Genomic DNA, 24,250 nt, shown 5'->3' on the forward strand with positions numbered 1-24,250 from the left:
TTGAAGTTATAAACAGAAGATTGTGGGAGGACAGAATGGAACAAAAAGAGATGGTTGTTGTCGTTGACTTTGGTGGTCAATATAACCAACTGATCGCGCGTCGTGTACGTGAAAATAATGTGTATTGTGAGGTATACCCGTACAATAAAGCATTAGAAAAAATTAAAGAATTACAGCCAAAAGGTATCATCTTCACAGGTGGTCCTGCTAGCGTATACGAAGAAAATGCTCCTAAAATGGAAGCAGAAGTATTTGAACTTGGCATTCCAGTATTGGGTATGTGTTACGGTATGCAATTTATGGCACATACATTAGGTGGCCATGTTACATCTGCGGAAACACGCGAATTTGGTAAAACGCCAACTCAAGTGGATGTGTCCTCACCGCTATTTAAAGGACTTTCAGAAGAAGAAGTCGTATGGATGAGCCATGTGGATTATGTGGCAAAAGTGCCAGAAGGTTTCAAAATCGTGGCGCATACAAAAGATTGCCCTGTGGCAGCGATGCAAAACGAAGAACGCCATTTATACGCTATGCAATACCATGCAGAAGTGTTGCATACAGAACACGGCAAAGAAATGTTGCACAACTTCTTGTATGAAGTGTGCGGATGCACAGGCCAATGGACGATGGCAAACTATGCAAAAACAGCTATTGAAGAAATCCGTAATACTGTAGGCGATGGCAAAGTATTGTTGGCGTTGTCTGGTGGAGTGGATAGCTCCGTAGCGGCAGCGTTAATTTCTAAAGCCGTAGGCGATCAATTGACTTGCATCTTCGTTGACCATGGTTTGATGCGTAAAAACGAAGGCGACGAAGTAGAAGAAGCGTTCAAAGATTCTGGTATGCATTTCATTCGTGTGGATGCAGAAGAGCGTTTCTTGACAAAGTTAGCAGGTCTTGATGATCCAGAAGCAAAACGTAAAGCTATCGGTGAAGAATTCATCCGTTTTTTTGAAGATGAAGGCCGTAAAATTGGTTCCGTGGACTTCTTAGCACAAGGTACCATTTATCCAGATGTGATCGAATCTGGTACTGGTGAAGCAGAAGTGATTAAATCTCACCACAACGTAGGTGGCTTGCCTGCAGTAGTAGACTTTAAAGGTTTAATCGAACCTCTTCGCAACTTGTTCAAAGACGAAGTTCGTCAATTAGGTGCAGAACTTGGCTTGGCAGATTACCTTGTATGGCGCCAACCATTCCCAGGTCCAGGCCTTGCCATCCGTGTAATGGGTGAAGTGACAAAAGATAAACTAGACGTATTGCGTGATGCGGACTATATTTTCCGTGATGAAATCGCAAAAGCTGGTTTAGATCGTTCTATCAATCAATACTTTGCTGTCTTAACAAGCACACGCACAGTAGGCGTTATGGGTGACTTCCGTACCTATGATTACACATTGGCATTGCGTGGTGTGACCACAACTGACTTCATGACAGCTGATTGGGCTCGTATCCCTTATGATGTATTGGATACTATCTCCCGCCGCATCGTGAACGAAGTGAACCACATCAACCGTATCGTGTATGATATTACAAGTAAACCACCAGCAACCATTGAGTGGGAATAAAAAATAGATATAATGAAAGCCAGTAGAACTTTGGAACTGCTGGCTTTTGTTTTGTAGTTTTACTGTTGTTCTTTGAGTTTTGTTGGCTAAAGATTCGTATTGAGTAGTTATTGCAATTTCTGCAATAATCAGGCTCTATAATATATTTTGGGGGGGACAGCAATAGCCATCCCCCCAGGATATATTTTTTGCATAAAATAGGCATATCATTCAGTTTACTTTACAATATAAGTAACGACATAAATAAGAAAGGACTGAAGCATCTGCCTACATTAGATTATACCGAACTTTTTACAAATATCAAAACATAATTTATTTATGACATCGTATTTGATGAAGAAAGTAAAACTGTCACCTATTACATCAAATTACCTAGAAAACTTCATACTTGCCCTAAGTGTGGATCTGTACACACAGAAGTAAAAGGATATTATACCCGTACCATCAACTTAGCTACAGAGGTAAGTACATCATTTAATCACTACCAGAAGATTTGCAAGCATAACCAACGTAGATACCGATGCAACTCTTGTGGTAAAACTTTCGATGAAAAGAACTCTTTTATAGGAAGGTATTTGCAGATGAATAAAGCTGTCATCGCTACGATAATGCACAAGTTACAAGGAACTTACAGCTATACGGATATTGCCAAAGAGGTCAATGTGTCAGTTACCACTGTCATTCGAATGTTCACTAAGACATTCAACCTCGGAATACCAGCTCATTTACCACTAACGCTAGCCATTGATGAGTTTAGAGGAAATGCTGGTGGTCATAAATTCCAGGTCATCGTCACAGATCCAAAAGGTAAACGAGTACTAGATATCTTACCTGAAAAAAGCGAGGTAGCTTTGTTTAGCTACTTTAAATAATTTAGTTTGCAAGAACGCTCCAAGATGCGGTATCTGGTCATGGACATGTCCGAGTTTTTCCGTTCCAAAATGAGGAAGCTATTTCCAAATGCTACTATTATTGCAGATTGATTCCATCTAGTGCGACTGGTAGGATGGGCTTTGAGAATGTACGTAAACGTGAGCAGAAGCGATTTAAGAACGCAGGCTCTTACATTAAACGGTCTCGCAAACTATGTCGCAAGGTATTCCACATGCTCTCTGAAGGGGAACGTATTCGACTATTTGAGGTGCTGCGCAAGTCTGATGATTAAAAAAGTTCCTATATGAATATCAGAAGTCAAAACAACAGACTTTGTAAGGAACATAACTTATCTGTCATCAACCGAGAAACACAGAGGGAAATCAACGAAATTAAGCGAAGAAAATTTGTAAATTGGCATGAGGATAAAAAAGACAGTAGCTACAAGTCGAGACTTCTGTTTGATATTGATAGAAGTATAAAGCAGTCCGTTGATGGACAGGACTTTCTATCTAAAATGGAAAGCTATGGATACGAGATAAAATTCGGTAAGCATATTGCTTTTAGAAGTAATAATCAGCGGAGATTTACCCGAGCAAAGATGATTGGAGAAAACTATACCGAAGAACGGATTAAAGTTAGGATTCTGAATAAAGAAAAAGAACTTGGCAATATCATCGACATCAAGAAGAATGAAAAAGTGAAGTCGAGCAAAGGATATGAGCGTTGGGCTACGAAACATAACCTTAAAACAGCAGCTTCTAAACTTATTGAAATTAGAGACAGGGGATTTAATTCGATGGAAGAATTGGAGCATGGTATCAGCCGAATCTCAATCGAAAAGAATGAGTTGAAGCGAGAATTTGATAAGCTGTCATGGGAGCAAAAAAGATAAAGGAAGTAGTAAAGCATATTCAAATCTGTATCAGCAAAAGAGTACATTATGAAGGTTATCGTAAAAATCTAAATGATAAAATTTATATGATGATGAATCGAAAAGATGTGAAGGCTTATAAGAAGTCTTATGAGGAAATAGATATTTTCCTTAAGCAATTTCCGCACTTGAAACATATGGTATTGGGAGAAATAAAAATAAAATCAGGTAAAAAGCTTTTCAGGAAATTAAATGAGTATTCCAAAGAGTTACAGGTTAAACAAGGGGAGATAATCAAGAAACACAATTCATTATTAAAACAGTATGATGAATTGAAGTATCTGAAAAATAATATGAATGAGTATCTAGGTAAGGATAAAACAGAGAAAAAAGAATCAGTTAATGAATATGTTAAGAGACAACAGATTGAAAATAAGGATTTGAATAAAGCAGAGGTGAAAAAATTAAAGAACATTGAGCGATAATGATATGTTTAGTTCAGGTTTGTAAATGCATTAACTATTTTTGCTGACGACAAAGATGGAGAGATTTTCTAATGATGATGTGAGATTTATTGGATAAATTGCCTAATTATGATATAATATAACAAACCATAACTGTGTTATTTTTAGGAGGTACTAAAATGGCAGTTTGCTATAATAATCTTTGGAAATTGCTTATAGATAAAAATATGAACAAAACTGAATTAAAAGAGGCTGCGGGAATAAGCTTTAATGTAATGGCTCGCATGGGAAAAAACGAGACTATTTCTTTTGAAAGTATTGAAAAAATATGTACTGCTTTGAATTGCGATGTAGGAGATATTATTTCAGTTGCTCAAAATACAGAAAAGGAAGTTAAGGCTTTCAAAACAATAGAATTGTTTGCAGGTGCAGGCGGACTAGCTTTAGGCATTGAAAAAGCGGGATTTAAAACTATTGGATTGATAGAATTTGATAAAGCAGCTTCAGATACATTGAAATATAATCGCCCTAATTGGAGGGTTATAAATGATGACATTGCTAATATATCATGTTTGGATTTAGAGAAATATTTTGACATAAAAAAAGGGGAGCTTGATTTATTATCAGGAGGAGCTCCTTGCCAATCTTTTTCTTATGCAGGTAAAAGATTAGGATTAGAGGATGCAAGGGGAACTTTATTTTATCATTATGCAATGTTCTTGGATAAACTTCAACCAAAAATGTTTTTGTTTGAAAATGTTAAGGGTTTGCTTACTCATGATAGGGGTCGAACATATAAAACTATTACAGATATCTTTGAGAATTCAGGATATACAATTCAGAAAGGTATACTAAATGCTTGGGATTATGGGGTGGCACAAAAAAGAGAACGTCTTATTACCATTGGAATACGAAATGATTTTATTGATAAAATATATTTTGACTTTCCTACTCCGCACAAATATAAACCTGTGTTACGTGATATTCTTTTAGATTGTCCTAAAAGTGAAGGAACACCTTATTCTGAATCTAAGCGAAAAATTTTTGAGTTGGTTCCCCCAGGAGGTTATTGGCGGGATATTCCGGAGGATATAGCTAAAGAATATATGAAAAGCTGTTGGTATATGGAGGGTGGCAGAACAGGTATCTTAAGGAGATTGAGCTTAGATGAACCATCTCTGACTGTATTGACTTCGCCAAGTCAAAAGCAGACGGATCGTTGTCATCCGTTAGAGCCACGCCCATTTACTATAAGGGAAAATGCAAGATGTCAAAGTTTTCCAGATGACTGGCAATTTTGTGGGAGCATAGGGCAACAGTATAAGCAAGTTGGAAATGCTGTACCAGTTAATTTGGCATACGAAATTGCGTTGAAAATAAAAGAAGCATTGGAGGAATTGTGATGTGGGATTTAACTTTTATAACAGAAGAGGATTTTACTAATCATGTTAAGGCAACAATTGAAAAATACGGTGAGAAACTGGAATCTTTTGACCTAAGACGTTTTAATAAGAATATTGTAGATCCGATAAAACTTATTTTTGACAAGACAGTGTATCAAGCTTCTTGGAAGGAGATCGTAAGTAATGAAATTTTTCGCCAACGTGATAAATCCAATAATAATGATATAGGATACTTTCATCAGAGGATTTTTCAGTATATAGCAAACTGTCATGTTCCACCCAATGGCGAAGAAGGTGGTTGGGATGTTATATTCGAAAATGAGAAGGGGATTGAAATTCCTAATGCTGGTAGTGTGCATACGGTATATGTAGAAATGAAGAATAAACATAATACCATGAATTCAGCTTCAGCTGGAAAAACATTTATTAAAATGCAGAATCAACTTTTGACTGATGATGACTGTGCTTGTTTCTTAGTTGAAGCGATTGCACAGCAATCTCAAAATATAAAATGGGAGACGACTGTTGATAAGAAGAAAGTAGGTCATAAATTAATTCGTAGAGTTAGTCTTGATCAATTTTATGCTCTTGTAACAGGACAAGAAGACGCTTTTTATCAGATGTGTATGGTGTTACCATCTGTTATTGAAAATGCGGTAAAAGATTTTGAAGGAACAATTGTTCCGCACGATACGGTTATTGATGAATTAAAATCACTGGCATCAGAACAGAATATCGCATCGGAAGATTTGGCAATTGCAATGGCGGTTTATATGCTTGGCTTTGGAAATTATATAGGATTTATTTCTGATAATCTAAAAAGGGAGGTATAGGATGATGTATGACTTATCATCAAAATTTAACATATTTTATAACTCCTATGTTGTTTTGTCTCAAGAGGAACAAACTAATCTGTATAATAAAAAAGAACTAAATATTCAGCGACTTAAAAATGGATTGAAAGAGTATAATGAAGAAAATAAGACATCCTATTCAATAAAGGGAACATATGTGCAAGGTAGTGTTTCAATGTCAACTGTTGTACAGAACGAAGATGATGATTATGATATTGATGTTGCCATTATTTTTGATAAGTCCAAGCTTCAAGATAAAGGAGCACAGGCTACAAGAAATATGGTGGCAAATGCACTTAAAAGAAGAACGAAGCAGTTTAATACAGAACCGGAAGTTAAAACGAGCTGTGTACGTGTGAATTATGTTGATGGATATCATGTGGATTTCGCAATTTATAGACGAGAATATGATGAATGGAATGATAGTTGGATTTATGAACATGCTGGGGCTGATTGGACGGAAAGGAAACTTTATGGATTAACCGAATGGTTTACAACTCAAAATAGTAATTCAGGGGGAAAGCTTAGAAAAATAGTACGTTTATCAAAAATGTTTTGTAAGTCAAGGAAATTTTGGAAAAATATGCCGAGTGGACTCTTACAAACTGTTTTGTGTGAGGAAAAATTAGAAGATTCATATGAACGAATTGATGAATTATTCTATTATACGATGAAGGCAATCGTTGAACGTCTTGAAATAAATACGTGTGTCACGGCACCTGTTGATAATGGGAGAGATTTAACTCCTAGAAAAAGTGATATACAGCGAATGATTAATTGGAAAAATCGTCTTAAGAGCAAACTAGAGGATCTTGAGATTCTGTTCAAAGATGATTGCACCGAAGATGATGCAATTCAAGCATGGTATGGTTTTTTCAATCACGATTATTGGAGTGAGCAATCTACAGAAATAGCAAAGTATGAATCAAAGACAGTGTTGAGACCAATTTGTTCTTTTTCTGATACTGAGGAATATATTGAAGAGTTATATCCATTAAGTTTATCGTACAACTGCAAAGTGTCATGTATTGTTAGTGGCAACGGATGGAGACCAAAGTTACTAACTGAATTTTTATCTGTATTACGACACTGGTTGCCTCACAATTTTGAAATTCGTTGTTCTATGGATTATACAGATTGTCCACAACCATATAAAATTTTTTGGAAAGTTAAAAATGTTGGTCCAGAAGCAGAAAGAAGGAATCAAATTAGAGGGCAAATTGTTGAAAAAGGAAAAACAATAGTTGAACACAGTAACTTTTACGGTAATCATTATATTGAATGTTACATTATAAAAGATAATATGTGTGTTGCAAAAGACAGAGTAAACATTCCGATTGGTAGAGGGTAATACTATGAAATTTGTAAAAAGTGTTATTATGTTTATAATATCACTATTCTTGATTGCAACGATGGTTATTTTTGAGCTTAAATCATGGCCTGCAGGGAGCAGTATTGCTGGTTTATTTCTTGGGTTTTCTTTGCAGGCACTTTTTCATTTGATTCAAGATATTTTAGATACAACAGATTGGAAGATGTCTCAAAGGAAATTGAAAAGAGGAGGTTTCATAACAGACAATACTATCATTAGAATTTCTTTTGCGTACCTCTACAGAATAAAAATAGGGGATAAATATCTATTAGTTAAGAATGAAAGAGGAACTAGGAAATATCAACCTGTTGGAGGAGTTTATAAATTTAAGGAAGATGAGAAAATAGAACTTAAAAATAGATTTCAAGTAAAGGATGATAACAAGATTTCGATAGATGAATCTTCTCGTAATGATTATAGGCTTAGAATGGAAAATAAATACTTGAGGAAATTTATTAGTCATTTTGACAAAAAAGCAAATAGAGAAAGTGTTAATAATTTAAGCCGTGAATTTAGAGAAGAACTTATAGAAAAAGATATAATAAATTGGAATAAGATTTCATATCGTTTTTGTGGTAGACACATGACAAGTCTTCACTTTGGAGAACATTTTCAAATTTATGAAATCCTTTTGGCTGATGTAGTAGAATTATTGCCGACTGTGGAACAAACAGAAGATTTAAAGAGGTTGTTAAATAAACCATCTGATAAATATAGATTGGCTACAGCTGAAGAGATTACTTCACTGGGAGTAAATACTTCAATAGGACAACTTAGTGAAGAAATTGCTGATCATACAAGAAAAATACTACAAGAAAATGAAGGAGAATTGATAAAAACTTCAGGCGTTGGTAAGATATATACTGTGGATATTTAAGATAAGCTTGTAGAAGATGAAGCGTGCTTGCAATATGCTTGCAAAAAATCAGATAAACAGAAATAAAATGGATAATAAGGCTAAACCCGATAACAATAAAACATTGATTTTATGTCATTTAGTTTAAACGATATCAATGTACATATCGAGTTGGAATAAAATAAACATAGTGAAAGCCAGCAGAACTTAGGATCTGCTGGCTTTTTTATTTATAATCTCCCTAAAGTATGTTACAATTAATAGAATACGGAATTCTTTATAAGGAGAGGTTCGATGAAATTATTTTCTTCATTAGGAAGAGATTTAGGAATAGATATTGGTACCTTTCACACGCATATTTTTGTGGAAGGTCGAGGGGTGGTTGTATCGGAACCATCTATAGTGGCAACGGATGCAAAACAAGAGAACATCGTTACTATTGGAGAAGATGCTCAGCGCTTGTTGTTGCGCAATCCGGAAACATTAGCACCTATGAGTCCTCTGAAAGAGGGCTTTATTGTGGATTATCGCATAGTGTTGTCCATGTTAAAGTATTTTATGAACAAAGCGTCCAAGGCGGTTCGTAGATCTCGTGTCGTCATGGCAGTGCCTTGTGGTATAACCGATGTAGAGCGAAGAGCCATGACAGATGCCATCATTCAGGCGGGCGCTCGGGAAGCGTATTTGTTGGAAAGTCCAGTAGCAGCAGCGATTGGTGCAGGGCTTCCTATTTTTGAGGCTCGTGGTAGTATGGCTGTCGATATCGGTGGCAGTACGACGGATGTCGCTATTTTATCGATGGGTGGTAAAGTAGCGAGCCACACATCACGGATTGGTGGTAATGAATTAAACGAAGCCATTTACCATTATATACGTAATGAGTTTTCTATTATGGTATCCGATGAAACAGTGGAAGACATTAAGCAAACTCTTGGTTGTGCGATCGCTCCATCTATCGAAGGAGAATATACTATTGTAGGTCGACATTCTGAAACGGGACTCACCAAACGCTGTATGATTCGTAAAAGTGAAGTCTATGAAATTTTGCGACAACCTATTGCAGATATGGTGGCGGTTATACGCAGTATTTTGGAAAAAACACCACCTGAATTAGTGGCAGATATAATGGAAAGTGGCATGCTCCTTACGGGAGGTACGTCCTTACTTGAAGGGTTAGACCGCCACATCCAAGAGGAACTAGGTATTCCTGTACGCATTGCAGATACGCCAGGCGATACGGTGGCACTTGGTTTAGGTAGAGCGGCTGCGGATGTACAACGCTTAGAGCGATTATTAGTGGCTAGTAAATTACGAAAGGGGCGATCTTAATGCAACAATCTGAACGAAAATGGTTGACTATGATCGTAATCCTTTGTGCCATATTAGGAATTTTTGGGTACGTGTGGAAACAAAGAACGCAAGTACCAGTGGTGACGGTAACCTTAGAAAACTTAATGGCACCTTTCACTTATGGAGCTAGTCGTTTCTTATCTGGTCTACATACAGGAATAGCCGTGATAGATAATGGCATCTTGCGTGTGAAAGATATGTCTGACATAGAGGAACGCAATGCAGAATTAGAGCAAAAGCAAGTTGCCTATGATGAATTGGTAGCAGAGAATATTCGTTTACGCCAATTGTTGCAATTTAAAGGAGAACAACCTCAATTTGCGTTGTTAGCGGCGTCCGTGGTAACTCGTGATAGAGGAGCCTGGACAGATACTTTCACTATTAGCAGAGGCAGTGTAGATGGAGTAGCGCCGAATATGGCGGTCATTGCTCCGCGCGGTGTAGTAGGTTTTGTATCTGATGTGTACGAACATTCTGCACGGGTACAAAGTATATTAGATCCACGATCTGCGACGGGAGTTATCGTACAACGACCGGAGTCTAGAATTGCATCCATACTGAAGGGCAATGGCAATCGCCCTATGGAACCACAAATGGTGAATATCGCTTTAAATGGTGACGTTCTGAAAGGTGATACCATCGTGACATCGGGTTTTGGAGGTATGTATCCGAAAGGATTATTACTGGGCCATGTGAAAGACATTGTTACCGATGAAGAAGGATTTGTGAAACATGCTGTCATCGACCCTACAGTGGACTTTCAAAGTTTAGAAGAAGTATTCGTAATTGTATCATCATCCATTGCACGACCAGAAGCGCCAAAATTAGAGCCAAAATTGATTCCTCGTACACAGCGAGATCAAGTAGAAGGGGCTAAAGGGACGGTGCAACAATGAAACGATGTGCTTGGACATTGATGGTATTAGGCGTTATTATTATCCAATCCTTAGTGGTGCCTAGATGGTTTTCCTATTCGTGGGCGCCGCATCTATTATTGGATATTGCGTTGGTTGTAACCGTATTGAAAGGCCGGTCTCATGGTATGATGCTAGCCGTTGTAGGTGGTATCGTTCAAGACGTGATGATCGGAAACTATTTTGGATTACATGTGGTATCCTATGCGATGGTAAGTTATATGTTAGGCTCTATGCAAGGCACGGTATATGAGGAACAATGGTATGCCACAGCTTGGTGGACAGGGGTAGGAGCCGCCTTAGTCATGGCTCTACAAATAGGTTTATTATGGATTGTACAAGAACCAATTGTCATGACCACCTACATTTGGAATCATGGAATTCCTTCTATAGGGATTGATGCCTTAGTAGGCATTGTGGTGCATAAACTGGTATGGCGCTGGGAAGAAAAGGATGAATACATGTGGTAGAAAGGAGAGGCTATGTTAAAAGCACTATATAAAAAGAAAAAAACGACACGCTTTGATGTATTGCTAACCATAGTCGTCATCATTTTTGCTATTTTGCTAGGACGTGTATTTTATCTACAAGCCATTGAAGGGGATTATTACCGTGGAAAAGCGGAGGGGAATCGACTTCGGATGCTCTCTATGACAGCTACACGGGGATTAATGTATGATAGAAATGGTCAAATTGTGGTCGGTTCACGACCGGCCTATATGGTGTCTATGTTGCCCACTGGAAAGCAGGCGGATCCAAAAGAGTTAGAACAATTGGCGTCCTATTTACAAATTCCTGTGAAAACATTGGCAGAAAAAATAGAGGCTCATAAGGGTGGTTATGAACCGATTCGATTAGCTAGTGACGTGACCTTGGACAAGGTGACAAAAATTGAAGAACATCGTCATGAACTACCTGGTATTACGGTAGATGTAGAGCCACTTCGGTACTATCCTCATGATACGATGGCATCCCAATTATTAGGCTATGTAGGGGAAGTCAGTGAAGATGAGCTAGCGGAAGCGAAACAAGCAGAGTTAGACGGAACGCATACAGGTGGCACCATTGGTCCTGGTACGATTTTAGGTCGTTCTGGGCTAGAGAAAATGTACGATTCTGTGCTACGTGGTGTGGACGGTGGTCGCCAAGTAGAGGTGGATGCCAGTGGACGACCTGTAGAAGAAGTAGGACGTAAGCATACTATACCAGGTCGCAATATTCATTTAACCATTGATTTGAATCTACAAAAAGTGGCTGAAAAAGCTGTCTATGACCAATTAGCAGCGCTTAGAAAACAAGGTGTTCCTGCGAAGGGAGCTGCCGTAGTGGCTCTAGATCCTAATACAGGGGCGGTCCTCGCCATGGTGAGTGCACCTGGCTTTAATCCAAATTGGTTTGCTAAAGGGATTACTACTGAGCAATGGAATCAGCTAAATACAGATGCCAATCATCCTTTTGAAAATAAAGTTGTCACTGGTGAATATCCACCAGGGTCTCCTTTTAAAATTATTACGGGCGCAGCGGCTTTAGAATTGAAAAAGGTAACTCCTAATGAAATGATTTATGACAGTGGTAAACACTGGCTAATCGATAAGAGAAATGCAGAAGGTGAGGCCTTAGGCTGGCTGGATTTTAACAAAGCATTGGCGAAGTCGGATAATGTGTATTTCTATGAAATGGGCAATCGATTAGGGATTGATAATATCGATAAATATGCGAAGATTTTTGGCCTTGGTGAGAAGACGGGTATCAAGCTTTATGATGAAGGCAGTGGTAATATTGCTAGTCCCGAATATAAACGAAAAGTATTTAATCAAGATTGGTACTTAGGGGAAACCTTCGATGCCGCTATTGGACAGTCTTTCACATTGGTGACGCCGATACAAATGGCAGTGATGATGTCTGAGATTGCTAACGGAGGGATTCGCTATCAACCGTATGTAGTGAGTCGTATCGACAATGCAGATGGAACGCCAGAAGAGATTTTTGGACCTAAGAAATTAGGGGTCTTGCAAGTATCGAAAGCCGTCATGGATATTGTCCGCAATGGTCTTAGAGACGTAACCTTGGAAGGTGGTACAGCAGGGGAAATTTTTAAAGGCTTATCCTTAGCCGTAGCTGGTAAAACGGGGACGGCGGAAAATGCTACTGGCCGTGACCATGGTTGGTTCGTTGCCTATGCACCGTATGACAAGCCTCGTATCGTTGTAGTAGCGCTGGTGGAACAAGGCGGTTTTGGTGCTATATCAGCAGGGTCTATTGTACGCCCTATTTTGGAAGAATATTTTCATATTCCTAAGCCAGTCGTAGTCCCAATGAATGATAAGAAAGAGGATGCTAAAAAAGAGATAAACTCTGGAAAAGAACAAAAGGTAGACTAGGAGTATACTATGTGGCAGAGAATTATACGTGAATGGGATTGGATTTTGGTGCTATCTACTATTAGTTTGATTGTCATTGGCTGTGTTGTCATCGGCAGTGCGACTCATGTCAATCGAGATGGACTACAAATTACAGGGCTAGTATCGAAACAATTGCTGTTCTTTGGATTAAATATCGTTGCCATTGTAGGTCTGCAATGGCTAGATTACGAGCGATTGCGCCCCTATGCAAAGTGGATATATGGGGCTACTATCGTTATGCTCTTGGCAGTTATGGTGGTAGGTACATCGGCACTAGGTGCGCAACGATGGATTCAGATTGGGCCGATTACGATTCAACCATCAGAATTTACGAAGTTGATGATGATCATTAGTTTGGCAAATATGCTGGAAAGTCGAGTAGGAAAGTTAAATACTTTTAAAGAGTTATTGCCAGTATTCTTATTTTTAGGCATCCCTGCCTTACTAGTATTTAAGCAACCAGACTTGGGAACATCCTTAGTGTATGTAGCTATATTAGCAGGTATGCTCTTTGTCAGCGGTATTCGCATGCGGTTAGTACAAATTATGGTAGGCACTATGGTAGCGCTGTTGCCATTAAGCTGGTTTGTATTGCAAGAGTATCAAAAGCAACGGATTATGGTATTTTTGAATCCTAATGTAGACCCTTTTGGCGCAGGATATCATATTATCCAATCTAAAATTGCTATCGGTTCAGGATTACTATTTGGTAAGGGTCTCTTTGAAGGAACTCAAAGTCAGTTAAACTTTTTGCCGGAAAACCACACAGACTTTATTTTCTCCGTGGTGGGAGAAGAATTAGGTCTTATCGGTTGTTTTGTGGTCTTAGGGTTACTATTGGTAGTTGTATATCGTAGTTTCTTAATTGCAAAACGATCGGTGGATCCCTTCGGTATGTTGATTGCCACAGGCATTGGCTCTATGCTGTTATTTGAAGTCTTAGTCAATGTAGGCATGACCACTGGTATTATGCCCGTAACGGGTATTCCATTGCCTTTCATTAGTTACGGTGTAAGTGCGTTAACAACAAATCTATTGAGTATAGGTTTATTATTAAATATAGTAATGCGCCAGAAAAAGCGCATGTTTTAAGTAGTAAAAAAGAGGCTAGTGCCTCTTGGAGGTTGTATGATTCAATTAGATCCATCATGGTTACAACATGTGGAAAAGCCTGCCCGTTATATGGGTGGGGAATGGAATAGCGTCGCCAAGAATCATTCGGAAGTGGATGTGACGATGGCCTTCGCATTTCCAGATGTGTATGAAGTGAGTATGAGCCATTTAGGAATTAAAATTCTATATGGTATCGTCAACGAACGCCCAGATGCGGCGGCAGAGCGTGTATTTGCTCCTTGGCATGACATGGAAGCGGAAATGCGCAATCGGGAGATTCCTTTGTTTTCTTTGGAAACGAAAACACCGATCCGTGACTTTGATTTATTGGCGTTTACCTTGCAATATGAAATGTGCTATACAAACATCATTAATATGTTAGATTTGGCAGGCATTCCTTTTTATGGAAAGGATCGAGACTTGTCGTTCCCCCTATTAATCGGTGGTGGCCCGTGCGTGTACAATATGGAGCCTATTGCAGATTTCTTTGATGTCGTATCCATTGGTGAATCAGAAGATTGGATTAACGAATTTATTGATTTATATAAAGCTGAGAAAGAAAAAGGATTCCCTGGCGGCAAAGAGGCCTTTTTACGAAAAGCAGCGCAGATTGAAGGCACCTATATTCCTAGTTTGTATGAACCACAATATACAGAATCTGGGGACTTTGCAGGAATGAAAGTATTGGCTGAAGAAGCGCCTGCCATTGTAAAAAAACGTATCGTAGAAGATATGGAGGCTGCGTTCTATCCTACAAAACCTGTAGTGCCATACTTAGATATTGTTCATGATAGAGCGGTACTTGAATTATTTAGAGGGTGTTTACGTGGCTGTCGTTTCTGCCAAGCTGGTATGTTATATCGTCCAGTGCGTGAACGAACTCCAGAACGATTGGTACAATTAGCAAAAGAAATTATTGCCAATACTGGCTACAATGAAATCTCCTTGATGTCTCTAAGTTCTGCGGACTATTCTAAATTGCCGGAATTAGTAGATATGTTGATGGAAGAGTTTAAAGATAAACAAGTGAGCGTTAGTTTACCATCCTTGCGTATTGATGCCTTTTCTATCGATATTGCTAAAAAAGTACAACAAGTGCGTAAAAGTGGCTTAACTTTCGCTCCAGAAGCTGGGTCTCAACGGATGCGTGATGTTATCAATAAAGGTGTTAGTGAAGAGGATTTGATGTCTGCCTGTGAAAATGCTTTCAAGTCTGGTTGGAATACAGTAAAGCTCTACTTCATGATGGGCTTGCCTACAGAAACGGATGAAGACGTAGCAGGTATTGCCGATTTAGCCTATAAAGTGCTTGATTTACATCGAGAAATTACTGGTAAACGTAATGGTAAGGTCACAGTGAGTTGTTCCTTCTTTGTGCCGAAATCACATTCTCCATACCAATGGTACGGACAACAAGATGTAGAAGAAATTCATCGTAAACAGAAATACTTGAAATCCTTAATCAACAATAGAAATATTTCCTATCACTACCATGATGGCTATACAGGGTATTTAGAAGCGGTTTTTGCCCGTGGTGACAGACGCTTAGCCGCATCTGTTGTAGAAGCATGGAAGTTAGGTTGTAAGTTTGATGGATGGACAGAGTTTTTCAATTACGATACATGGATGCAGGCTTTCAAAAATACCAATATTGATCCAGAATACTATGCCCGACGAAATCGTGATTTTTCAGAAGCTTTACCATGGGATCATCTAGATGATACGGTAAGTAAAGAATTTTTACGCCGCGAATGGGAACGTGCGGTAGATGGTACATTGACTTGGGATTGCCGTCGCAAGCCGTGCAATGGTTGTAATGCGTGTCCAGAGTTGGGCACACCGATTATTGATTATAAGGAGGGTGGACGTGTTGAGAAAGTTACGTTTGGCCTTACATAAGGGAGAAGAACTTCGCTTTTTATCCCATTTAGATTATGCCTCTGCCATTGAGCGTATGATTCGTCGTAGTGGTATCAAAATGGCTTATTCTGAAGGATTTAATCCACATATGAAAATCAGCTTTTCCTCTGCCCTGGCGTTAGGGATTACGGCTAGTGCTGAATATTGCGATATGGATGTTCTAGAAGAAGGCACATTAGAAGAGTTAATGAAACGACTTTCAGAAGCAGCACCAAAAGGATTGGAAGTGCTGGAAGGTCGATTCATGCCAGATAAAGTGAAAAAAATGATGGCTATTTGCAACTATGCGGTCTACGAAGTCAAGGGCCCTGTTACAGAAGCGGTAGATTGGGTCTCTTTGTTGGAGCCTTTCAACAGTGCAGAAGAAGTGTTGTATGAAAAAGTAACGCCGAAGAAAACAAGAACTATTGATGTGAAACATTTCATTAAGGAACCATTGGTGGCCACAGTGGACAATGGAATGGTGACCATTCGCATGGCCATCGGCGTATATCCAGAAGGAACTATGAAACCGGGGGATATGTGGAAATTAGGCAAAGAACAATACGGCTGGCCCGTAACAGATAGTTATTCTATTCACCGTGAAGCGATTCTGATTGAAACGGATGGGGCTTGTATTACGCCACTAGAAGTGGAATAAGGAGAGACTATGAATCGATTATATGCCAATGTGATGAAAGAGGAAACCCGTCTCGCTATTGTGGATGAGGCAGGAGCGTTACAACAGATTATCTATGAACGACCACAGCTGTCGAACCGCGTACATCATATGTATAAAGGGGTTGTGAAAAATGTCCTACCCGGCATGAGTGCAGCCTTCCTCGACATTGGCATTGGTCAAAATGTGTACTTAAATCTACAAGAACAAGGGAAACAGAAAAAAGTTCACGTAGGTGAAGTACTGCTCGTGCAAATTGTGAAAGATGCCATGTTGGGGAAAAGCGCTCGTGTCACTACAGATGTCAGTTTGGCTGGTCACTACATGGTCTTATTGCCACAAGACCAACAGATTCATATTTCTAAAAAGATTACAGACCCAGAGTTGCGTCAATCTTTGAAAGATATGGCACAACCATATTTAGAACGAGGTGTAGGATTTATTCTGCGCACCGCTGCTATGGGGGCGAGCCAAGAAGAGATAGCTCGGGATATGGCTTATTTACATCAGACTTGGGAACATTTACAAAAGCGTTATAAGGTAGCCCAGAACGGTAGTGAAATCTATGGAGATGCTAACCTATGGTATCGTGTGATCCGTGACTATGTAGGACCTACAGTGGGTTCCATTATGGTGGATGATGTAGCTGCCTATGAAGAGTTGCAGCAACTCTTAGGGGCAGGACGATTTGGTAAGCCTGTAGAAGTGAGTTTATGGAATCAGAAGGAAGATATTTTTAAAACTCATGGCATTGAAGAACAAATTGATGCGCTTTTAAATCATCGTATTGATTTACCATCTGGTGGCTCCTTACAGATTGACCAAACAGAAGCACTTACTGTTATCGATGTGAATTCTGCTCATTACAGCGGAAAAAATGAACAAGCGGGACAGGTAGCGAGACGAGTGAATCAGGAAGCAGCCCATATGATTGCTCGACAATTACGGTTGCGAAATCTTGGAGGAATCATCATCTGCGATTTTATCGATATGCCGAAACAAGATATGGAAGAATTGGTGCAGTTGATGAATCATCTAGTGAAAAAGGATCCCATTAAAACGGTGGTATGTGGTATTACATCCTTAGGTTTATTGGAATTGACACGAAAACGAGAGCGCCAAAGTATTCCATCTATCCTCTTTGATACTTGTTCCAGCTGTGGTGGTACTGGACATGTGTTAAAAGGAGAAACTGTATATTTGCAAATCTTGCGCCGTCTGCGGGAACTCTATCGCTTTGGGCGATTAAAAACGGATGTGTCCATTGTGGTACATCCAGATGTGGGGCAATTCTTTACAAAACAAGTGTTGGAATCGTTACGTACAGAGTTGCAACGAACTATACAGATTGAAAATGATGCCACAATGGGATTAGAAGCCTATTCCCTATTAGCCTTAGGTGATGTATAATAATAGGATTAGTACTAAAAATAATTACAACTCTCTATATGAAATGTAATATTTTTAAGAAAAAGTGCTTGGGACTGCCAAGCACTTTTGTTGTTATTTACAGGAGGGACTTGTGTCATACCTTGAAATATTAATTCTATCGGTAGGTCTTGCTATGGATGCCTTTGCAGTTTCTATTTGTAAATCATCACAGATGAAATCCGACCCAATGATGAAAAAGGTCACATTGGCATTTTTATTTGGTGCCTTTCAATGTCTGATGCCAATCATAGGGGCTGCTGTAGGCGCTCAGTTTTCACAGAACTTTGATGACTGGGATCACTGGGTGATTTTCATTACCTTAGGCTATTTGGGCATTAATATGATTCGTGCTTCGCTTAGCGATGAGGAAGAAGATAAAACAAAGGTGGATTGGAAAGAAATGTTAGCATTGTCCATTGCCACTAGTATCGATGCCCTAGCAGTAGGGGTTACAATTGCCCTATTACATGTAGACGTGTATTTCACATCACTCACCATAGGGGTTATTACCTTCTTGGTATGCCTTGTGGGCATATTCAGTGGATATCATATGATGAAAGCCTTTCGTGAAAGAGCAGAAATGGCTGGAGGCGTTATATTGATACTCATTGGGGTGAAAATACTGTTGCAGCATTTGGGGTATTTACCTCGCTAAATCGTTTCTTGCATTTTTGCAATTTAGGTAGTAAAAGCGCCACAAGGCTACTACGCATAACTGCGTTCCTCTGGGAGATTGCTTTGAGAAATGGTTGCACATTCTGACCCGAACTGATACAGTGGTTAGGTTTGCTCTGGAATATGCGGTGCTTTTTTAGTATTTATGTTATGTAGATAATACTCCACCACAGGACGTTCTACGCATAACTGCATTCCTCACGGGATGGGGCACACGGTGCTCGTCTTGAGTTTGCATGATTTTGGAAGGAGACACCACAGGATGTTTTATGTACTGCTGTGCTCCTTAGTAATGAAAAAAATGCTTGACGGAATATATTTAGTGGTTTATAATAATTAAGTATTCACTTGGAGAGGTGTCCGAGCGGCTTAAGGAGCATGATTGGAAATCATGTGTGCGGTGATACCGTACCGAGGGTTCAAATCCCTCTCTCTCCGCCAAGGTTTAAAGGGTGTATATGCTTATAAACAGAAATAGAAAAGTGCTATAAAATGCGATTCTACAGGGCTTTTCTGATTCTTGCTTATAAGTGTATAGCCCCCTTTTTTTACCCATTTTGCCCCCTATTTGCCCCCTATTTTTTAGGGGGCTATTTTTGTTGCCTAAAAATTCTATAGAATATGACAAATACACGAAAAGTGAAAAACTAGATAGCGTTTAGCTTTTTTACTATTTCATCTTGCATGGATTCGGTCACATGACTATATACGCTTAGTGTGGTCTTAGGGTCGTTATGGCCTACCCGTTGCATGATAGCTTTTAATGGTACGCCTAATTCTGTTAGCATACTAATATGCGTGTGCCTGAAAATATGCGTGGTTAGGTGTTTACCCTCAATATGTACCTTGCGTAACGTCTTATTGATGTATTGGGGTTCGTAAGGATTCCCCTTTTTGTTTGTGAATATGTAGCCCTGATCGGTGTAACTAGTATCCCATGAGAGCCGTTTATTCTCTAGTAACAGCTTTTCAATGATACTAATACAGCGGTCATTCAAGGATACATACCGTACACTATAGATATTCTTAGGAGTGCCACGGCTAGGGGCTTGCCCTTGCCGATATTGTGATATAGTACCGTTAATGTGTACCCTCTTATTGGCTTTATCGTAGTCACATACACGCAAGGCGAGCAGTTCGCCAATTCGTAGCCCTGTTAGGCTCATAAACTCCATGAGTAAGGATATACGGGGGCTGATACTATGCAAGGCAAGGAGTACCGTTTTTAATTCCTCACGGTCTAAAAACTTAGACTGTTTTTTATCCAATTCTTGCATAGTCATAGGCTTTTTTATAAGTTCGATATCCTCAATGTGCCTAATATCATCTATATAGCCCTTTTTCTTAGCATATCTATAGATAGCTTTTACAGTGGTAATTACTTTACATGTGTAATCATAAGAAAGCCCCTGTACATGGTACATCGTATGTGCCAATTCCTCTATAGTGATTGCCTTTACATCGTGTAAGGGTGTATCCTGTATGTACTCACATAATTTATTGACGGTTAGGCGGTTATTGCTATCAGTGGATAGCTTGCATGATAACGCCTTAAATTGTCGCCACTCATTGGCCACCTGTTGAAAGTATATTGTATTTTCACGGGTGGCCTTTTCTTGTGCCTGATCTATAGCCTTTGTAATCTTTTCATGTAAAAGCCGTGTAGCTAGTTTTGTAGCTTGCGTGCTGTTATTCTCCATAGTCACGGATACACGCTTATTATTGCCCGTTACAGGGTCTTTATATCTTTCAAAGTATTTATACTTGATACCTTTTTTGGTGTGGTGTTCCTCAATCCACATATATAGTACCGCCTTTCTTTGTGAAAGGGGCTTTATAACGAGTCTATTTTTTCGTTTAACCTATCTCTTAATTGTATGTAAAAGTTTTTTTTCTTGTTAGGATCGACTCTACAATCAGTAAAAAAACGTTCTGTTAGTTTAATATCATAAGATGGATTTATTGTTGATTTTAAATAGTTTTTTACTTTTGTAGAAATATCTTCTAAAAAATTACTTTCTGATAAGTAATTGTTTGTCCAAAAATGCATTCTTTCAAAGAAAAAATCTGTATCAAACATGAAGTTGCACCATTTTTCATAATCTGCATTATTAATATCAACAAGAATATTGCCATTTACTGGATTAAGTTCATATGAAAAAGAGAAACTTTCTGCATTTGAATATATTTCATCCATGTACTCTTCGTAACAATTTGAGTTTTTTATACATATATCTAATGTAAATGAAGTGTCCGTTTTATCTTTAAAATCGATGTAAAAAGGATAGAATGTAAAAAGTTCTGTATAGGCTATATCTAAGTATTTGCATAGCCTGTCTACACTTTCAACATTAATAGTTTGAAATGTATTTTCTATTAATGCATTTATAAAAGATCGTGGTAAATTTAACTCTTTTGAAAGAGGAAACGGTTTAAGCCCCTTTTCTTGCAATACAAGTTCTAAATTACAAATTATCATATAATCACCTCATTCTAATAATACTATAACTTGTTTTAAAGTGCAATTTATTTTTACAGTTTGACTATTGACAAGACAATTTGCAAAGTGTATTATAGAATTACAAAATGATATTTGAAATAACAAAAAAAGAGAAGAGGTGATAAAGTGAAGAAGTACAACAAATTAATTGGCTATCGTAAAATGTGTGGAATGACTCAAAAAGATATGGCCAATGTAATTGGTGTTTCTACGGCTCAAGGCTACGGTTCAAAAGAAGTAGGTAAAGTACCCTTTACAGCTGATGAAATGCAAGCAATCCAAAACGTACTAAACAGTCGTTTAGGCATGCAACTAACTATTGATGAATTATTCTTTTCTTAATGCTTAACTAACCTCATATAATCACCTACAGCATTAAGAGGGAATGGAAAGGGGGAATGCGTATAGAATGCTACTGTATTAAGGTAAATTCTCAACATTTATATATATATTCAACAAATATTCAACAAATAAGAGGTAAACACTATGAAAGAAAAGAACTCACTACCTTGTAACAGGGTTATCAATGTTGATCGTGTATATACAAGCGGTCAGTTAGTGAAATGTATTTTTAATGGTCAAGTCGTGTACATGAATAAAAAAGACTGTAAAGACCTTTGGCGAGGTATTACAGTAGATTAGATATAAAACCATTAGGGATATATAAAAAGAGCCTTAACGGCTCAAATTGGAAAGAAAAGAGGTACTTTATGCAGTCAGTCGAAGAGATTCAAAAGTTATTGAGTAATAGGGGGCTTGTATTAGCGGTATATGATCGTAAACATGATAAGCCTATTTATGTACAGCCCTCTTATATCATTCAACATTACTCAATGAGTGCTACCACTGTTACACGCCGTATGCGTGAAATGAAACAGATTAGCAAGTATAAAGATAGCTTTATTGATGGCGGTGAAAGAAAACCACTTGTCAAAATTGCTGACTTTGAAAAGTTTTTAAATGAAAGGGGGAAATAATGCTAGATACAGAAAAAACCGTTACAGCAACGCCAATTACTGCAACGGTCGAGAGTATGTCACCCTATAACGCCTATACAGGCCAATCTAAACACAATGATTCAGGGGACTATACTATTATTTTACATGGTTTATTAGATATTGCCAATACATAATATTTATAGGAGGAAATAAGCATTTAATGGAACAAAAAACATCATTCCCTGTATTGGGTGAAGGTTATTATAAGGAACTAGAACAACAAAAAAATGAGTTAAACAAGCAAGCACAAATGTTATTAGCCGAGGAAGAACAAGGGGGTAAACCTGTAGAAGTAACAACAAATGATAACCCTGTAGAGGAAACGGCTACACCGAAGAAAAAGAAAAAAGGTGATAATTGGTATTTTCTTAAAGTAAAAAAGAAACAATTATACGAAAGACCAATTAATTATGTTGTAAGTCAAGAAAACGGGTATCATTACTTTTTTGTTTACATGAAATTACTAGCTGAGGCCTTAGAAGGGAAAAGCCTTGTTATTGTCGAACTGTACGAAGGGCAAGAACTCCATGAGGCTATAGCTGAAATGATATGCGAAGATAATGAAGTATGTAAAAAAGCGATTGAAGTTTTACGAAAAGCTAGATTAATCAATGTTGGTGAAGTTGATGAGGAATACGTACAATGTATTGAAATGTTAGAGTTTAACGACTTTGTGGGCGAGGATGCTGTTGCAGAAAGGGTAAGACGTCATAGACAAAGGAAAAAGGAAGAAACAATACAATGAAGATGTAACGACCATGTAACGGAGATGTAACGACCATGTAACGGAGATGTAACAAAAATGTTACAAATGTAACAAATATGTAACAGATATGTAACGCAATGTAACTAATAAGAAATAGAATAAGAAATAGAGTAAGAGTTTAGAGTCAGACCTAAGAAAAAGAATAAAAAAAAGACTTTAAAATTTAGAACAAGACGTGAGAGTGAGAATTTAGAACGTTGAGAGCAAGACAAAAAAAGGAGACCAAATGACGGAAAACGCAATTCAAGAAGTTATCCACGTTATCAGGAGCAACAAACAGGCAAGGGAACAGGTACGCCAATTACTGCTTGAGATTTTAGGAGATAACTCACCACAAACAAAACACGCCCCCGTGTTAGAAGAAGTGAAAGAATTTGTAAAGGTAAATGATTTATGTATTGATCCTCTTAAATTCTACTATCACTATCAAGCGAAAGGGTGGCAAGGTGTAACAGATTGGCAAGCGTTAGCTTATAAGTGGCATACGCAAGATTCAAGTAAAAGCCGTACGGTTGATTGGGATAAAGAAACTGATGATTGGGATACTCCGACTACACGGGCGAATAAAAAAAGTTATATAAATTGGGCTGATGAGCCTGACGAGTTACGATAAAGGAGTGGTAAGATGAATGCAGAAGATGTAAAGCCCTTAACTAGAGAAAATCAAATAGCAACAAAAATTGAAAATATCAGAGAGTTATTATACGTTGGTATTGAGTGCAACAAAAATCAAGATATTACAGGAACTGAGGTTATTTTAGGAACTGTAACAGAATACTTGCTAACAGATTTAGAAGAATGTATTGCAATAGCTTTTTTTAGAAAATAGGCTGTACTATGATCTTTAATTTACGATGAAATGAAAGGAACTACTAATTATGAATACGGAAGAAGTAAAAACGGCTTTGGAAGATGATTTACTAGCAGAAAAAATGGAAAAGGTTAAAATGCTAGTATATGTTGGCTTTGAATATAATGAAAATAATGAGATTACAGGAACTCACGCTATTGTAGAACCTACAAAAGAGTGCTTGCTAGCAGATTTAGAGGGATGTGTTATTGAAGCTAATTTACTAGCAGATAAAAACGGAAAGATTGGAGGGCTTTTACAAGTTGCTATTGAATGTGCTGATAATGATGATAGATTTAGCACTAAGGATATTTTAGAAACCGTAACTGAATATGTACTAACTAGTTTAAAGTAATGTGTTATGAAGTTATTTGAAAAATAGGGCTATAGGGCGACTTAGTGGCTT

Annotated in this window: 27 protein-coding genes, 1 tRNA gene and 1 pseudogene; 27 read left to right on the top strand and 2 right to left on the bottom strand. The window is 38.2% G+C overall.

Annotated elements, in window-relative coordinates; all coding sequences use genetic code 11:
- Positions 1-35: 35 nt before the first annotated feature.
- The 20 genes and pseudogenes from guaA (at position 36) to EO118_RS00555 (ending at position 19,171) form a co-directional block, all read left to right on the top strand.
- Positions 36-1,571: a glutamine-hydrolyzing GMP synthase gene (gene guaA / locus EO118_RS00465; RefSeq protein ID WP_127068037.1), complete on the top strand. Its 1,536-nt coding sequence runs from the start codon at positions 36-38 to the stop codon at positions 1,569-1,571.
- Between the two features lie 563 nt (positions 1,572-2,134).
- The gene (locus EO118_RS00470; RefSeq protein ID WP_370447318.1) at positions 2,135-2,443 is read left to right on the top strand and encodes a hypothetical protein; all 309 of its coding nucleotides are present in this window, start codon (positions 2,135-2,137) and stop codon (positions 2,441-2,443) included.
- Positions 2,444-2,449: 6 nt separating this feature from the next.
- Positions 2,450-2,554 (top strand): transposase, encoded by a 105-nt coding sequence (locus EO118_RS08805; RefSeq protein ID WP_127068041.1) that lies wholly within the window; start codon positions 2,450-2,452, stop codon positions 2,552-2,554.
- A 194-nt stretch (positions 2,555-2,748) separates the two neighbouring features.
- Complete coding sequence (locus EO118_RS08655; protein ID WP_206168272.1) at positions 2,749-3,339, top strand: relaxase/mobilization nuclease domain-containing protein; 591 nt, start codon at positions 2,749-2,751, stop codon at positions 3,337-3,339.
- A complete protein-coding gene (locus EO118_RS08660) occupies positions 3,321-3,803 on the top strand; it encodes a hypothetical protein (protein ID WP_206168271.1) in 483 nt (160 codons plus the stop codon). Before EO118_RS08655 ends, EO118_RS08660 begins: the two co-directional genes overlap by 19 nt.
- Positions 3,804-3,961: 158 nt before the next feature.
- Positions 3,962-4,165, top strand: a pseudogene (locus EO118_RS08720) (helix-turn-helix domain-containing protein); the annotation flags it as partial.
- A 27-nt stretch (positions 4,166-4,192) separates the two neighbouring features.
- Positions 4,193-5,185: a DNA cytosine methyltransferase gene (locus EO118_RS00490; RefSeq protein ID WP_370447319.1), complete on the top strand. Its 993-nt coding sequence runs from the start codon at positions 4,193-4,195 to the stop codon at positions 5,183-5,185.
- Positions 5,185-6,018, top strand: a complete 834-nt coding sequence (locus EO118_RS00495) for an Eco47II family restriction endonuclease (RefSeq protein ID WP_127068047.1) — start codon at positions 5,185-5,187, stop codon at positions 6,016-6,018. Before EO118_RS00490 ends, EO118_RS00495 begins: the two co-directional genes overlap by 1 nt.
- A gap of 1 nt (position 6,019) precedes the next feature.
- The gene (locus EO118_RS08725; RefSeq protein ID WP_240626910.1) at positions 6,020-7,390 is read left to right on the top strand and encodes a nucleotidyltransferase; all 1,371 of its coding nucleotides are present in this window, start codon (positions 6,020-6,022) and stop codon (positions 7,388-7,390) included.
- Positions 7,391-7,394: 4 nt separating this feature from the next.
- Positions 7,395-8,288, top strand: a complete 894-nt coding sequence (locus EO118_RS00505) for an HU-CCDC81 and SPOR domain-containing protein (protein WP_127068049.1) — start codon at positions 7,395-7,397, stop codon at positions 8,286-8,288.
- 273 nt (positions 8,289-8,561) lie between these two features.
- The gene (locus EO118_RS00510; protein ID WP_127068051.1) at positions 8,562-9,596 is read left to right on the top strand and encodes a rod shape-determining protein; all 1,035 of its coding nucleotides are present in this window, start codon (positions 8,562-8,564) and stop codon (positions 9,594-9,596) included.
- Positions 9,596-10,513, top strand: a complete 918-nt coding sequence (gene mreC, locus EO118_RS00515; protein WP_127068053.1) for a rod shape-determining protein MreC — start codon at positions 9,596-9,598, stop codon at positions 10,511-10,513. The genes EO118_RS00510 and mreC overlap by 1 nt, the downstream gene beginning before the upstream one ends.
- Positions 10,510-11,001: a rod shape-determining protein MreD gene (gene mreD, locus EO118_RS00520; RefSeq protein WP_127068055.1), complete on the top strand. Its 492-nt coding sequence runs from the start codon at positions 10,510-10,512 to the stop codon at positions 10,999-11,001. The genes mreC and mreD overlap by 4 nt, the downstream gene beginning before the upstream one ends.
- 12 nt (positions 11,002-11,013) lie before the next feature.
- A complete protein-coding gene (gene mrdA, locus EO118_RS00525) occupies positions 11,014-12,912 on the top strand; it encodes a penicillin-binding protein 2 (protein ID WP_127068057.1) in 1,899 nt (632 codons plus the stop codon).
- Between the two features lie 9 nt (positions 12,913-12,921).
- Positions 12,922-14,025 (top strand): rod shape-determining protein RodA, encoded by a 1,104-nt coding sequence (gene rodA, locus EO118_RS00530; protein WP_127068059.1) that lies wholly within the window; start codon positions 12,922-12,924, stop codon positions 14,023-14,025.
- Positions 14,026-14,061: 36 nt separating this feature from the next.
- Entirely contained in the window at positions 14,062-15,945 is a 1,884-nt protein-coding gene (locus EO118_RS00535) for a TIGR03960 family B12-binding radical SAM protein (RefSeq protein WP_127068061.1), read from the top strand.
- Complete coding sequence (locus EO118_RS00540; protein ID WP_127068227.1) at positions 15,917-16,606, top strand: TIGR03936 family radical SAM-associated protein; 690 nt, start codon at positions 15,917-15,919, stop codon at positions 16,604-16,606. The genes EO118_RS00535 and EO118_RS00540 overlap by 29 nt, the downstream gene beginning before the upstream one ends.
- A 9-nt stretch (positions 16,607-16,615) precedes the next feature.
- Positions 16,616-18,034: an Rne/Rng family ribonuclease gene (locus tag EO118_RS00545; protein WP_127068063.1), complete on the top strand. Its 1,419-nt coding sequence runs from the start codon at positions 16,616-16,618 to the stop codon at positions 18,032-18,034.
- Between the two features lie 112 nt (positions 18,035-18,146).
- Positions 18,147-18,710, top strand: coding sequence for a manganese efflux pump MntP family protein (locus EO118_RS00550; protein WP_127068065.1), 564 nt, complete (start codon positions 18,147-18,149; stop codon positions 18,708-18,710).
- A gap of 370 nt (positions 18,711-19,080) precedes the next feature.
- Positions 19,081-19,171: transfer RNA gene (locus EO118_RS00555), tRNA-Ser, on the top strand.
- Positions 19,172-19,377: 206 nt separating this feature from the next.
- Here EO118_RS00555 and EO118_RS00560 read toward each other — a convergent pair.
- Both EO118_RS00560 and EO118_RS00565 read right to left on the bottom strand, forming a co-directional pair.
- On the bottom strand, positions 19,378-20,532 hold the full coding sequence (locus tag EO118_RS00560; protein WP_127068066.1) for a site-specific integrase: 1,155 nt from the start codon (positions 20,530-20,532) through the stop codon (positions 19,378-19,380).
- Between the two features lie 32 nt (positions 20,533-20,564).
- Positions 20,565-21,209 (bottom strand): helix-turn-helix transcriptional regulator, encoded by a 645-nt coding sequence (locus EO118_RS00565; protein WP_127068067.1) that lies wholly within the window; start codon positions 21,207-21,209, stop codon positions 20,565-20,567.
- A gap of 147 nt (positions 21,210-21,356) precedes the next feature.
- Here EO118_RS00565 and EO118_RS00570 point away from each other — a divergent pair, with 147 nt between their 5' ends.
- The 7 genes from EO118_RS00570 to EO118_RS00595 all read left to right on the top strand — a co-directional run bounded on the left by EO118_RS00570 (position 21,357) and on the right by EO118_RS00595 (position 24,199).
- A complete protein-coding gene (locus EO118_RS00570; RefSeq protein WP_127068069.1) occupies positions 21,357-21,572 on the top strand; it encodes a helix-turn-helix transcriptional regulator in 216 nt (71 codons plus the stop codon).
- A gap of 368 nt (positions 21,573-21,940) precedes the next feature.
- Complete coding sequence (locus EO118_RS00575) at positions 21,941-22,207, top strand: hypothetical protein (RefSeq protein WP_127068071.1); 267 nt, start codon at positions 21,941-21,943, stop codon at positions 22,205-22,207.
- The gene (locus EO118_RS08575; protein ID WP_164723828.1) at positions 22,207-22,362 is read left to right on the top strand and encodes a hypothetical protein; all 156 of its coding nucleotides are present in this window, start codon (positions 22,207-22,209) and stop codon (positions 22,360-22,362) included. The genes EO118_RS00575 and EO118_RS08575 overlap by 1 nt, the downstream gene beginning before the upstream one ends.
- A 26-nt stretch (positions 22,363-22,388) precedes the next feature.
- Positions 22,389-22,973, top strand: coding sequence for a phage replisome organizer N-terminal domain-containing protein (locus EO118_RS00580; RefSeq protein WP_127068073.1), 585 nt, complete (start codon positions 22,389-22,391; stop codon positions 22,971-22,973).
- Between the two features lie 247 nt (positions 22,974-23,220).
- Complete coding sequence (locus EO118_RS00585) at positions 23,221-23,607, top strand: hypothetical protein (protein ID WP_127068075.1); 387 nt, start codon at positions 23,221-23,223, stop codon at positions 23,605-23,607.
- Positions 23,608-23,619: 12 nt separating this feature from the next.
- Complete coding sequence (locus tag EO118_RS00590) at positions 23,620-23,823, top strand: hypothetical protein (RefSeq protein WP_127068077.1); 204 nt, start codon at positions 23,620-23,622, stop codon at positions 23,821-23,823.
- 49 nt (positions 23,824-23,872) lie between these two features.
- Positions 23,873-24,199, top strand: coding sequence for a hypothetical protein (locus EO118_RS00595; protein WP_127068079.1), 327 nt, complete (start codon positions 23,873-23,875; stop codon positions 24,197-24,199).
- The last annotated feature ends 51 nt before the right edge of the window (positions 24,200-24,250 follow it).

Origin of the sequence: Veillonella sp. 3891 (genome assembly GCF_003992315.1) — a bacterium.
Lineage (GTDB): Bacteria > Bacillota > Negativicutes > Veillonellales > Veillonellaceae > F0422.